Raw genomic sequence first — 13,115 nt, 5'->3', positions numbered from 1 at the left:
AGCACTTTTACTATCAAGATAATCTTCTTTTAGTGCCTCTATTTCTGCTCATATATTGCACAACCATCACTTACCACTATGCACTCTCACCATGAAGTGTTTCCAACGCGGTACCTTATCTTATCTAGCAGCGGCTCAGTAGAACAAAATTAGATTGACGAAAAATTCACCAAAGGAAAAGCTAGCCTTTGATGATAAACACAACAACAAGGAAGTCGTAAAGTCATGCTGCCAAAACAAAAATTCCTCCGTCCGTTGCTAATAGGCGCCGCCACGCTCTCTTTAGCGTCCGCCTCATTTGCTAGTTTTGCCGCCGATAAAGTCTACCGCCTAAAACTTGCCGAAACATGGGGACCAAATACCCCTATCTTGGGCGATGCGACAAAAAACATGGCGAAGCTGGCAGAAGAGATGTCCAATGGACGCCTGCAAATTCGCATCGATTCTGCCAATAAACATAAAGCCCCTCTGGGTATTTTTGACATGGTTAAATCTGGCCAATACGACTTGGGGCATTCCAGCTCTTATTACTGGAAGGGCAAAGTACCCAACACCCTATACTTCTCTTCTATGCCATTTGGCATGATTTCAACGGAGCAGTACGCTTGGTTCTACCGCGGAGGCGGTATGGAATTGATGGAAAAAGTCTACGCTCCACATAACTTGCTCTCTTTCCCTGGGGGTAACTCCGATATTCAAATGGGTGGATGGTTTAAAAAAGAGATCAACTCAGTCGATGATCTGAAAGGGCTAAAAATCCGTATCCCGGGGTTTGCAGGAGAAGTGATGGCAAAAGTCGGTGCTGCGCCAACGAATATTGCCCCTGGTGAGCTGTACACCTCATTGGAACGTGGGACCATTGACGCTCTAGAGTGGGTAGGTCCTGCATTCGATTTACGTATGGGCTTTCAAAAAATCGCTCCGTACTACTATACCGCTTGGCATGAGCCTGGTTCGGAAACCCAATTCCTAGTAAACAAAAAGAAATGGGATTCCTTACCAAAAGATCTGCAAACGATCTTAGAAACCGCGTTCCGCGTCGCTGCATTTGATATGTACACTCAAGCCGTCGATGCCAATGCAAACAGCTGGGCAACCATGAGCGCTGAATACCCTGACATCAAGGTTCGAGACTTCCCACCAGAAGTACTCAAAGCGATGCAAACAGCCACCGCTGAGTTACTCGAAGAGCAAGCGAACAATGACGCTCTCGCCAAAGAGATCATAGAGTCCCAAAAGCAATACCTAACAAAAGTACGCGCTTGGACCGATATTTCTTCAAAAGCGTATCTTGAGGCTAACTAGCGAATAAATGGCAAGGGCAACCTTGCCATTTTTCAACCAGCACATCAGATTATCCAACCTCACTTACGTCATCCATTTATGTTGCTAAATTTCACAAAACAACAAAATAAGACATAGATCACAATGCACATTTAGATAGCACCACGGTGAAACGTGATAAAAACCTCACTTTAAGTTTATTCGATAAAAACAAAAACAATAAAGGTGATTTAGATCACCATTAGTTTGAATTTTAAAACCACAAAAACGAGACATTGGTTGTTTAATTTTTATTGACAAATTTGAAATTTAAAATTTGTATTAAAATTACGTTGTAAAAACGAGATGAAAATCACGAAGAAATACGTTGGAGGTAGGTGTTTACGAGGTAGTGATCACAAAAAACCCGTCGTCAGTTCCAGAATGAATTTGTGTGGTAAATTGATTGAGAACTAAGCAATCAAGCGGTTTTGGCGAACCGTACTACTACAATATTCATCAGAACATCGAACGGGGAACTGTTATGATATCACCAGATGCTAAGATCAAGATACAAAATTTTGGTCGTTTTCTATCTAACATGGTAATGCCTAACATCGGCGCGTTTATCGCGTGGGGCTTTATCACTGCTCTATTTATCCCAACTGGATGGCTACCTAACGAAACGTTAGCTTCTATGGTTGGTCCTATGATTACCTACTTGCTGCCACTACTTATCGGTTACACCGGTGGTAAGTTAGTTGGTGGCGATCGTGGGGCGGTCGTCGGTGCAATTACAACAATGGGTGTGATTGTCGGTACCGACATCCCAATGTTTATGGGCGCGATGATGGTTGGTCCGATGGGCGGCTGGGCGATCAAGAAATTCGATAACTACATCGACGGTAAAGTAAAAAGCGGCTTTGAAATGTTGGTCAACAACTTCTCTGCCGGCATCATCGGTATGGCGTGTGCGATCCTCGCTTTCTTCTTTATCGGACCATTTGTCAAAGTGTTATCTGGCGGCTTGGCTGCTGGCGTAAACTTCCTGGTGTCAGCGCACTTACTGCCTTTAACCTCTATTTTTGTTGAGCCAGCGAAGATCCTGTTCCTAAATAACGCGATCAACCACGGTATCTTCTCTCCACTGGGTATTCAGCAAGCGTCTGAAGCTGGTCAATCGATCTTCTTCCTAATCGAAGCAAACCCAGGTCCTGGTCTAGGTATCCTTCTAGCGTACATGGTGTTTGGTAAGGGTACAGCTCGTCAAACTGCAGGTGGTGCATCAATCATCCACTTCTTCGGCGGTATCCACGAGATTTACTTCCCATACATCCTAATGAACCCTCGCCTAATCCTTGCAGCTATTGCAGGTGGTATGACTGGCGTATTCGTTCTAACAATGTTTAACGCAGGTATCGTTTCTCCAGCATCACCAGGTTCAATCTTCGCTATCTTGTTGATGACTCAGAAAGGTTCAATCGTTGGTGTTCTAGCGTCTATCGCTGCAGCAACAGGCGTGTCATTCGCCGTAGCAGCACTGCTAATGAAGACACAAACGTCAATAGAAGAAGACGGTGATGAAGCTGCACTAGAGAAAGCAACATCACAAATGAAAGACATGAAATCTGCATCTAAAAACGATGCGGTGGTAAACAGCCAAAGCAAAGGTGACGTAGATCTAGCGACAGTACAAAGCATCATTGTCGCTTGTGATGCGGGCATGGGCTCGAGTGCAATGGGCGCGAGCATGCTACGCAAAAAGGTTCAAGACGCAGGTCTGAACATCCACGTAACCAACCTTGCCATTAACAGCTTACCAGAGAGTGCAGATATCGTGATTACTCATAAAGACTTAACGGATCGTGCACGCAAGCATGCTCCAAACGCACACCACATTTCATTGACGAACTTCCTAGACAGCGAAATGTACAACCAGCTAGTCACCAAACTACTAGCAGCACAAAACCAATCCGCAGCCAATGACGACCAGATGGTAAAAGTGTCCGTCATGGCGGCGAACGACGACAGCTTTGAGCCACAACAACCATCGGTATTCCAAATCCAGCGTGAGAACATTCACCTAGGTTTGAAAGCAGCCAACAAAGAAGAAGCCATTCGCTTTGCAGGCAACAAATTGGTTGAACTTGGCTACGCAGAACCAGAATACGTAGACGCGATGTTTGAACGTGAAGCATTGGTTCCTACTTACCTAGGCGAATCTATCGCAGTGCCTCACGGTACAGTAGAAGCGAAAGACCGCGTGAAGAAAACCGGCATTGTAATCTGCCAATACCCATCGGGTATCCAATTTACTGAAGACGACGATGATGTAGCGAAACTGGTTATCGGCATTGCCGCTAAGAACGATGAGCACATCCAGGTGATTACCACCATTACCAACGCGCTCGATGAGCCGGAGTCGATTGAAAAGCTAACCAGCACCAACGATGTGGAAGAGATTCTGAACATCCTTGGCGGCCAGCAAGCGGCTTAATTACTCCTTTAATTTGCTCCTGAGGCAAATGAGGTCAGCTGTCACCCCCTATGCGGTTGGCCTCACCCTAGTTTCGTAAGTCAACATTTTCAGATATTGGTAGGTAAGAATTATGAAAAACGCAGTTCATTTTGGTGCAGGTAACATCGGTCGCGGTTTCATCGGTAAACTCTTAGCAGACGCAGAAGTCGAGGTGACATTTGCAGACGTTGATGCTCCACTGGTTGATCAACTTAGCCACAAACAAGAATACAAAGTAAAAGTGGTCGGTACTGAGTGCCAAATCGACACAGTAACTCACGTCACCGCTGTTAATTCCGCTAGCGAAGATGTCATCGACCGCATTGTAAAAACCGATTTGGTAACAACAGCAGTGGGTCCTAACGTACTGGACATCATTGCGAAAACCATCGCTACCGGCATAGCAAAACGCTTTGCGGCAGGCAACGAAAAACCATTAAACATCATCGCGTGTGAAAACATGGTTCGTGGCACCACACACCTAAAAGGTGAAGTGTACAAACACTTAGATGAATCATTGCACGCAAAAGCAGACGAGTTGGTTGGCTTTGTCGATTCAGCAGTAGACCGCATCGTACCACCAGCAGAAGCGGCGAACGATGACCCACTAGAAGTGACGGTAGAAAGCTTTAGCGAATGGATTGTGGATGAGCAGCAATTCAAGGGCGAAATCCCTGACATCGCAGGCATGGAAAAAACCAACAACCTAATGGCGTTTGTCGAACGCAAGCTGTTCACGCTCAATACAGGTCACTGCATTACCGCTTACCTAGGTTGCTTGAAAGGGCATCGCACCATTCGTGAAGCGATTGAAGATCCAAGCATTCACGCTGAAGTAAAACAGGCGATGCAAGAAAGCGGAGAAGTACTGATCAAACGCTACGGCTTTGATCGCGACATGCACAATGCGTACATCGAAAAGATCCTAGGTCGTTTCGCTAACCCATTCTTAGTTGATGAAGTTGACCGTGTCGGCCGTCAACCAATTCGCAAATTAGGTGCAAACGATAGATTAGTGAAGCCGTTACTCGGTACAATTGAGTATGGCACTGAAAATCAAACACTTTTGAAAGGCATTGCCGCTGCGTTGAAGTACACTAACGACACCGACCCACAAGCAGTAGAACTGCAAACCTCATTAAAAGAAGTGGGTGTGAAGCAGACGCTAGCAAAATACACTGGGCTAGCGGAAGAGAGTCTCGAAGTGGCAAAAATCGAATCCATTTTCGAAACATTATAATAAAACATTCAAGGAGGGGTTTGCGGACTCCTCCCTCACTAACAGCAATTTAGTTCAGTATATGGTAGACACTATCAATGAAACCGAGATTATCGAACGATTAAATAGCGCCCCTTCGGTACGCGGTTTTTTTATCGCTACCGTTGACGTATTTAATGAGTCGATCGACGCATTAATGCAGAGAATATTCCAAAAAGATAACTTCGCTGTGCAATCTGTGGTTGGTCCATTACTCCATGACACAGGTCCACTTGGTGATCTTTCTGTCCGCCTAAAACTACTTTTTGGTTTAGGGGTACTTCCCAACCAGGTTTATCACGACATCGAAGACATAATCAAAATAAAGAACACGTTAAACAGTGATACCTCCGATTATGAATTCACCGATCCAAACGTGTTAGAACCGATTAAGAAGCTCAACTTGGCAAGTAAAATGGGAATGGTTCAGTTGGAAGTGACCGAACCTGACGACGACATTGACCTCGAGTTTTATCAACTTCAACTGCAACGACAGCAGCAGATCATAAAATCAGGGCTCTCACTTGCGATTGTTGAGATTTGTAACGAACTCAACAAAGAGAGCCCATTCTAACGCTACTTCCTATCGCAACGCCTCTAGTAAACCGATAAATCACAGCAGTCAATAACCTAAAACATATCTCCTAAGCACTTGATTCATTTTCCCCAGAGACAAAAAAGCCGAGGACAAAGCCTCGGCTGAATCGAGTTATATCGCGATTACTCTACCGTTACCGCTTTCGCTAGGTTACGAGGTTGGTCTACGTCAGTACCTTTGATCAATGCTACGTAGTAAGACAGTAGCTGCATTGGGATGGTGTAGTAGATCGCTGCTGTGATTTCACTAACGTGTGGCATAGTGATGATCTTCATAGTCTCATCGCCTTCGAAACCTGCGTCCGCGTCTGCGAATACGTAAAGCAGACCGCCACGCGCACGTACTTCTTCAACGTTTGATTTCAGCTTCTCTAGAAGATCGTTGCTTGGTGCAACAACCACTACGGGCATATCTGCATCGATCAACGCTAAAGGACCGTGTTTCAGTTCACCCGCTGCGTACGCTTCTGCGTGAATGTAAGAGATCTCTTTCAGTTTTAGAGACGCTTCCATCGCGATTGGGTAGAACTCACCACGACCTAGGAATAGTGTGTGATGTTTATCAGCAAAGTCCGGTGCGAGTGCTTCGATTTCTTTTTCGAAAGAGAGCGCTGCGTTGATTTGCTTCGGTAGAGCGTGAAGTGCCTCTACGATCTCTTTTTCTTTCTCCTTGCTGATGCGGTTTTGTTGCTTACCAAGAGCAGTTACCAGCATCAGTAGCGCAGAAAGCTGAGTGGTGAACGCTTTAGTTGATGCCACACCGATTTCCACACCTGCACGGGTCATAAATGCGAAATCAGATTCACGAACCAAAGAAGAGCCCGCTACGTTACAGATGGTCATTGCCGCCATGTAACCTTTCTCTTTTGCTAGGCGAAGGGCTGCTAACGTATCGGCGGTTTCACCAGATTGAGAAAGCGTGATCAATAGACTGTTTGGACGCGTCACAAATTTGCGGTAACGGAATTCAGACGCGATTTCTACGTCACAGCTTACGCCTGCAATATCTTCGAACCAGTAACGTGCTGTCATACCTGCATTGTAAGACGTACCACATGCCACGATCTGTACGTGTTCCACTTTGCTTAGAATTTCTGTCGCGTTCACACCAATGGCTTCAGTAACAACAGAATCCGCCGTAATACGACCTTCCATGGTGTTGATCAGCGCCGTTGGTTGCTCGTAGATCTCTTTCTGCATGAAGTGACGGTATTGGCCTTTGTCACCCGCATCGTGCTCAGCGTTTGATTCTGTGATTTCACGTTCTACGCGCTCACCTGTTGCATCAAATACCGTTACGTCACGACGAGTGATCTCAGCAACATCACCTTCTTCTAGGTACATGAAACGGCGTGTTACGTTAAGTAGCGCAAGTTGGTCAGACGCGAGGAAGTTTTCACCCACACCAAAGCCAATAACGATTGGGCTACCTGATCGCGCCACGACGATGCGTGAAGGATCGTTACGATCCAGCGCTACCGTGCCGTATGCGCCTTCCAGTTGTTTTGCTGTTTTTTGTACCGCTTCAAGCAGTGTTTCTGACGTGCGAAGTTCCCACTCAACCATGTGAGCGATAACTTCCGTATCGGTTTGAGATTCAAATACGTAACCGCGAGATTGCAGCAATTCACGTAGCTCTTCGTGGTTTTCGATGATGCCGTTATGTACCACTGCGATGTCACCTGACATGTGTGGGTGTGCGTTCACTTCTGAAGGTTCGCCGTGTGTTGCCCAGCGCGTGTGAGCAATACCTGTTCCACCCACAACTTGCGCTGAATCGACGGCATCCGCGAGCTCTTGTACTTTACCAAGGCGACGAACACGCGTTAGGTTCGATTCGTTATCAACGATCGCAACCCCTGCCGAATCATAACCGCGGTACTCTAAGCGACGTAATCCTTCTACTAAAATTTCAGCGACATCTCGTTGTGCAACAGCACCGACGATTCCACACATAATGGTAACTCCAATTTAATTTTCCGAGTGGCAACAAGCAAAGCCAAAAGCGGATCGGTTAATATTTGTTGATAATTTTTGCTTTAAGCGCAAATCACTGTGACGCCATGCGACTCAATAACTTGCTTAGATTCTGGTTCTAAATCTTTGTTAGTAATTAAAATATCGACGCTGTCCCAAGCCAGTTCCAAGTTGGGGATCTTTCGGCCGATCTTTTCAGATTCGACCATAACAATGACTTCTCGTGACACTTCTGCCATCACTTTGCTTAAGCCGACTAACTCATTAAAGGTCGTAGTACCACGCTCCAAGTCAACGCCATCAGCCCCAATAAAGAGTTGGTCGAAGTCATACGATCTTAGAACAGATTCGGCGACTTGCCCCTGAAACGACTCCGAGTGCGCATCCCATGTTCCGCCAGTCATCAGCAAAGTGGGCTCACTCTCGAGTTCATTCAGCGCATTTGCCACGGTGAGCGAATTGGTCATCACCACAAGGCCACGCATTCCATCGAGTTGCTTAATCAATGCCCCCGTCGTGCTGCCACTATCGATTACTATGCGATTGTGTTCACGGATCAATTTAGCGGCTGCTTCAGCAAGTTCATTCTTACGAATCGAAACATGTTGGCTCAATTCGTCGTTGACCACTTCTTTTAGTAATGCAATCGCGCCACCGTAACGACGCAGCAACTGACCATTTTTTTCAAGAGAAGCAAGATCCTTTCGTATCGTGACTTCAGAAGTTGAAAACTGAACCGATAGCTCTTCAACACTGACCTCACCTTTCTCATTCACCAAATTGGAAATCGCGTGTCTTCTTAGCTGAGTGTTTCGTTTCGACATTTATTGATTACTTTAAAGTTTCGAAGTGAAAGTTATTATAGTCAAGTCGAAAGATTTAAGTCCATTTATTTCGATCCAAAAAATTAATAAATAGCGATAAAACCTTGTCCTAAGACAATTCTTAAGCAGTGATATTGAAATCATTCGGTGGTAGAATGCGCCACCTAAAAGAAAAAAAATTACAGAATTGAACGTTATTTTTTTGCAACTAACTGCGTATATCCTAGGTTAGTCACATAAATGCTGAATAATAGCGCACCAGATTGGTCAGAAAATGACTAAACTTGGTGAAAGACTTTCAGTTTTGAAGTCACATGAATTTTGTCGGTTTACCTGTAAAAAGCAGGCACAAAATGCTCGGTAAACTGTTGAGACTTCCACAAGATTAACAACTTTCAAATTGTAACTATTATTGACCGGAGAGTATCTTCCATGAAAAAGACCAAAATCGTATGTACGATTGGCCCTAAAACTGAATCTGTAGAGAAGCTAACTGAGCTAGTAAACGCAGGCATGAACGTAATGCGCCTGAACTTCTCTCACGGTGACTACGAAGAGCACGGCACTCGTATCGCGAACTTCCGCAAAGTGATGGAAGAGTCTGGTAAGCAACTTGCAATCCTTCTAGACACTAAAGGTCCTGAAATCCGTACGATCAAACTAGAAAACGGCGACGACGTTGATCTAGTAGCTGGTCAAGAATTCACATTCACAACTGACATCTCAGTTGTGGGTAACAAAGACAAAGTTGCTGTAACTTACGCTGGCTTTGCGGCTGACCTAAACGTTGGTAACACTATCCTAGTAGACGACGGTCTAATCGAAATGGAAGTGATCGCAACAACTGACACTGAAGTTAAATGTAAAGTTCTTAACAACGGTGCTCTAGGCGAAAACAAAGGTGTTAACCTTCCTGGCGTTTCTGTAAACCTACCTGCACTATCTGAAAAAGATAAGAACGACCTTAAATTCGGTTGTGAGCAAGGCGTTGACTTCGTAGCAGCTTCTTTCATCCGTAAAGCTTCTGACGTTCAAGAAATCCGTGAAGTACTTGCTGCAAACGGCGGCGAGAACATCCACATCATCTCTAAGATCGAAAACCAAGAAGGTGTTGATAACTTCGACGAGATCCTAGAGCTTTCTGACGGCATCATGGTTGCTCGTGGTGACCTAGGTGTTGAAATCCCAGCTGAAGAAGTAATCTTTGCTCAGAAGATGATGATCGAGAAGTGTAACCGTGCACGTAAGATGGTTATCACTGCAACTCAAATGCTTGATTCTATGATCAACAACCCACGTCCTACTCGTGCGGAAGCAGGCGACGTTGCTAACGCAGTAATGGACGGTACTGACGCAGTAATGCTTTCTGGTGAAACTGCTAAAGGTAAGTACCCAGTTGAAGCAGTAACTATCATGGCTCAAATCGCGAACCGTACTGATTCAGCTCTAAAAGCTGAGCTAGGTTCTCGTCTAGACAGCCCACGTCTACGCATCACTGAAGCAGTATGTAAAGGCGCAGTAGACACAGCTGAGAAACTAGCTGCTCCACTTATCGTTGTTGCAACTGAAGGTGGTAAGTCTGCACGTTCAGTACGTAAGTACTTCCCAACAGCAAACATCCTAGCACTAACAACTAACACTAAGACGGCTGCGCAGCTAGTTCTAACTAAAGGTGTTACTCCAGTAGTTGTTGAGTCAATCGACAGCACTGACGCATTCTACGTAGCAGGTAAAGAACTTGCTCTAGAATCTGGTCTAGGTAAAAAAGGCGATATCGTGGTTATGGTTTCTGGTGCTCTAGTTGCTTCAGGCACTACAAACACAGCGTCAGTACACGTTCTATAAGAATCTAGTACTTTCTTACCATTTGATAAAAAGAGGGCTAACGCCCTCTTTTTTTTATATATTCTGCTTGCTCCTATATTCGGTACGCTGTATCATCAAATTCACCCAGCGGTACTTCATACCGTTAAATGGAATTAGTTGTATATCAGTATTATCAGTGAGTGAGGATTGGATTGTGCCTAGCCCAACATTGACAGATAAAGTCGCTAAGATGATTTATCTGGATATTTTAAGCGGTGAACTTAAACCTGGACAAAAACTCGTCGTTGCAGACCTCAAAGCCAAGTACAACGTTGGCGCATCTCCTATCCGTGAAGCCTTAGTTCAGTTATCTTGGAGTAACTACGTCAACCTTGAACCTCAAAAAGGTTGTTGGGTTGCGGCCGTGACCGTCGAAGAGCTAACCGACCTCTACCAAAGCCTACGTTTTGTCGCGGCGGCGCTATTAAAGCAGGCGATTGAACATGGTGATGAGAACTGGGAGCTGCAAGTCTTGACCTCTTTCCATAAACTTTCTCGCATCAAAAACGTACAAGAAACCTTTGATTGGTCTGAATGGGAGGAACGTCAGCATCAATTCCATGTTTCGTTACTTGAAGGGGCGACTTCGAAGCAAATGCTGAACTTTTTCACTGATCTAATCAATCAAATCAAACGCTATCGCTATTTTGCGTTGGCCAATGGTTCAAGCTCAGAGATGTTCAACATCGATGAATACGAAAGCATCATGAAGCTGGTACTTTCTAAAGAAACTCAAAAAGCAACGGAAGTGTTTGAGCATCATCTAAATCGCTCAATGTCACATATTCAAGGTGCGATTGAGCAAGCTGCGTAATCAAATCAACTATAAAAAATCGAGCACTTCAGCTCGATTTTTTATGCCACTTCTTCTGACGAGCTACAAACAGAGACCAAATTACGTCCCAACGTCTTAGATTCGTAAAGCGCGATATCGGCACACTTATAACTGCGCGTTCTGTCCGCAAGCAAATCCGTCACCCCTGCACTGATCGTGACAGAAAGGTCCGGTGCAATCTCAACGGCAACACGCAGTCGATTCAATGCCATTTCGGCTTCAGCAAGACTGGTATGCGGTAAGATCACCGCAAACTCCTCGCCACCAATTCGCGCAACGAAGTCAGTATCTCGCAGCGTGTCTTGCAAAATAACGCCGACGCGTTTGATTACGCGATCGCCTTCATCATGACCTTGCTGATCATTAACACGCTTGAAGTGGTCGATATCCAGCAGCGCTAAACATGTCGTCTGGCGAGGATAGCGGTCAACCAACTTCGCGTATTTACTCAGCTCAGATTCAAATTTGCGTCGGTTCCAAAGTTGGGTGAGTTCATCTTTTTCACTCAGAATTCGCAGCCGCTCTTCAAGCTTCTTACGCTCGGTAATATCAACCAATGAGCTAATGTAGTAACTCACGCGACCAGACTTTGACAACACGCTCTGAATTCTGAGTATTGCGGTCACCTCTTCGTCGCTATTGGGTTTTGAAAAGAGCACTTCGCCTTGCCAGTAATGGTCACGAGCAACGTGCTCAAATATCTCTAACATCAACTCGAGTTGTTTATCGCCGAGCAGTTTAGCCAAGGTATTTTTAGAGGTAACCGAAGAGTGAGCTAATCCTGTCAACTGCACAAACTCATCGTTAACCATTATGGTACGGTGATTTCTGTCAGAGATGATCACAGCAGACATCCCACTGAGTGCGGCTCTCGCAAGTTGACTTTCAATACTGCGCTTTCGGTAGTGCATCACCAACCAAGTCGCAGGCACAACAAAAGCCAGCATCAAAAGGACAACCAAGATGGCTTGCTGAACAAGCTCACTGACGTCACGTTTGGTCAAGGCTTCGATCTGTTCTGGCCCCATTTGGATCACTAAGTAGAGCTTCTGGTGCGGGGTCAATGAAATGCCGTTGTAAACCACTAAGGTACCATTCTCGATCAAATGACCTGAAGGTTGCTCCTTCATGGCACTCCAAGCCGTTGGCAGCTCTTTAGCTAAATTGTAGTGTTGCCTGCTTTCTATTAAATCCCCAAAGAGCTTGCTCTGATTCCCACTAGCAAGATAAAAGCCGTTCTCACCAATCAGTTCAGGTCTGAAAATTTCATCAGGTGAGTAGTTAAGCCGCGAAGCCAGATACCAAACATCAATATTGACCACCAAATAGCCATATTTCACCCCATCGACAAATACGGGAGTGAACAACCTCAACGTCGGTTGATAAGGCACGCTGATGTTGCCGCCTTCACGTTGCAGATCGATTTCTGATGCCCCAACTTGGTTCTCTTTTAGCTGCGAAGCAAACTGAAAATAGTCCCGCTGCGATACGTTATACAGTGTTTCAGCGACTTCTACCTGTTCATTTCCTTGGTAGTAGTTAATTTGTACTTGCTCGTTGCCCTGCAAATCGACATAGCGAATCTGAGTGTACCAGCGCTGATTCAAGGCAACAGAGCGCCACACTTCTTCCACTACACGTTTGTTTTCATTGGAAGGATCCTGCACGTAATCGTAAAGGTTTCGACTGTGAGAAAGCAGCTCAATAATGGAAAGGAATTGACTGCGGAAAGAGAGATATTCACGCTCACTATATGCGAGCTGATGAGCCGCTTGCCTTGCAGTTTGATCAATAACTTGATCTTTTAGCTGATAAAACTTTTGTAAGTAGTAAGTGGTTACTATCACCGTAAATGTAAGCGTAGTGGCTAATAAATACGAGAAAACATATTTACGACGCATTGATACCACTACTCCTAATCATTTGGCTGATCAGTATACCACTTACCAGAGTGTGGGTTAAAGTTTGGGGCTGCCA

The 13,115-nt window shown here is 45.2% G+C and carries 9 protein-coding genes; 6 read left to right on the top strand and 3 right to left on the bottom strand.

The features are described from left to right. Window positions 1–225: 225 nt before the first annotated feature. The 4 genes from RJ47_RS19030 to RJ47_RS19015 all read left to right on the top strand — a co-directional run bounded on the left by RJ47_RS19030 (window position 226) and on the right by RJ47_RS19015 (window position 5,613). Window positions 226–1,305: a TRAP transporter substrate-binding protein gene (locus tag RJ47_RS19030; protein WP_039486236.1), complete on the top strand. Its 1,080-nt coding sequence runs from the start codon at window positions 226–228 to the stop codon at window positions 1,303–1,305. A 502-nt stretch (window positions 1,306–1,807) separates the two neighbouring features. Further along, entirely contained in the window at window positions 1,808–3,760 is a 1,953-nt protein-coding gene (locus RJ47_RS19025; protein ID WP_039486231.1) for a PTS mannitol transporter subunit IICBA, read from the top strand. Between the two features lie 112 nt (window positions 3,761–3,872). After that, the gene (locus RJ47_RS19020; protein WP_039486229.1) at window positions 3,873–5,021 is read left to right on the top strand and encodes a mannitol-1-phosphate 5-dehydrogenase; all 1,149 of its coding nucleotides are present in this window, start codon (window positions 3,873–3,875) and stop codon (window positions 5,019–5,021) included. Window positions 5,022–5,082: 61 nt separating this feature from the next. Then, window positions 5,083–5,613, top strand: a complete 531-nt coding sequence (locus RJ47_RS19015; protein WP_005475233.1) for an MltR family transcriptional regulator — start codon at window positions 5,083–5,085, stop codon at window positions 5,611–5,613. A gap of 146 nt (window positions 5,614–5,759) precedes the next feature. Here RJ47_RS19015 and glmS read toward each other — a convergent pair whose 3' ends face one another. Both glmS and RJ47_RS19005 read right to left on the bottom strand, forming a co-directional pair. Then, window positions 5,760–7,592, bottom strand: a complete 1,833-nt coding sequence (gene glmS, locus RJ47_RS19010; RefSeq protein ID WP_039486227.1) for a glutamine--fructose-6-phosphate transaminase (isomerizing) — start codon at window positions 7,590–7,592, stop codon at window positions 5,760–5,762. Window positions 7,593–7,675: 83 nt separating this feature from the next. Beyond that, the gene (locus RJ47_RS19005; RefSeq protein ID WP_039486225.1) at window positions 7,676–8,437 is read right to left on the bottom strand and encodes a DeoR/GlpR family DNA-binding transcription regulator; all 762 of its coding nucleotides are present in this window, start codon (window positions 8,435–8,437) and stop codon (window positions 7,676–7,678) included. 432 nt (window positions 8,438–8,869) lie between these two features. Between RJ47_RS19005 and pykF the strand changes: the two genes are divergently transcribed. Together pykF and RJ47_RS18995 are read left to right on the top strand one after the other, a co-directional pair. Continuing rightward, window positions 8,870–10,282 (top strand): pyruvate kinase PykF, encoded by a 1,413-nt coding sequence (gene pykF, locus RJ47_RS19000; RefSeq protein WP_038137789.1) that lies wholly within the window; start codon window positions 8,870–8,872, stop codon window positions 10,280–10,282. Window positions 10,283–10,457: 175 nt separating this feature from the next. Then, window positions 10,458–11,117 (top strand): GntR family transcriptional regulator, encoded by a 660-nt coding sequence (locus RJ47_RS18995; protein WP_072016656.1) that lies wholly within the window; start codon window positions 10,458–10,460, stop codon window positions 11,115–11,117. Window positions 11,118–11,158: 41 nt separating this feature from the next. On the opposite strand, the gene RJ47_RS18990 is transcribed toward RJ47_RS18995, so the two are convergent. Next, window positions 11,159–13,039 carry a diguanylate cyclase gene (locus tag RJ47_RS18990; RefSeq protein ID WP_039486223.1) on the bottom strand — a complete coding sequence of 627 codons (1,881 nt, stop codon included), beginning with the start codon at window positions 13,037–13,039 and terminating at the stop codon, window positions 11,159–11,161. Window positions 13,040–13,115: the final 76 nt, after the last annotated feature.

Origin of the sequence: Vibrio sinaloensis, from assembly GCF_000808535.1 — a bacterium.
In the GTDB taxonomy this organism is placed as follows: Bacteria; Pseudomonadota; Gammaproteobacteria; order Enterobacterales; family Vibrionaceae; genus Vibrio; species Vibrio sinaloensis_D.
The sequence above is the reverse complement of the archived record's forward strand: the minus strand, read 5'-3'. Positions and strand labels throughout refer to the sequence as shown.

Coding starts and splice junctions, on each gene's coding strand:
- pykF (WP_038137789.1), top strand. CDS start 8,870: ATGAAAAAGACCAAAATCGTATGTACGATTGGCCCTAAAACTGAATCT.
- RJ47_RS19020 (WP_039486229.1), top strand. CDS start 3,873: ATGAAAAACGCAGTTCATTTTGGTGCAGGTAACATCGGTCGCGGTTTC.
- RJ47_RS18990 (WP_039486223.1), bottom strand. CDS start 13,039: ATGCGTCGTAAATATGTTTTCTCGTATTTATTAGCCACTACGCTTACA.
- RJ47_RS19015 (WP_005475233.1), top strand. CDS start 5,083: ATGGTAGACACTATCAATGAAACCGAGATTATCGAACGATTAAATAGC.
- glmS (WP_039486227.1), bottom strand. CDS start 7,592: ATGTGTGGAATCGTCGGTGCTGTTGCACAACGAGATGTCGCTGAAATT.
- RJ47_RS19025 (WP_039486231.1), top strand. CDS start 1,808: ATGATATCACCAGATGCTAAGATCAAGATACAAAATTTTGGTCGTTTT.
- RJ47_RS19030 (WP_039486236.1), top strand. CDS start 226: ATGCTGCCAAAACAAAAATTCCTCCGTCCGTTGCTAATAGGCGCCGCC.
- RJ47_RS19005 (WP_039486225.1), bottom strand. CDS start 8,437: ATGTCGAAACGAAACACTCAGCTAAGAAGACACGCGATTTCCAATTTG.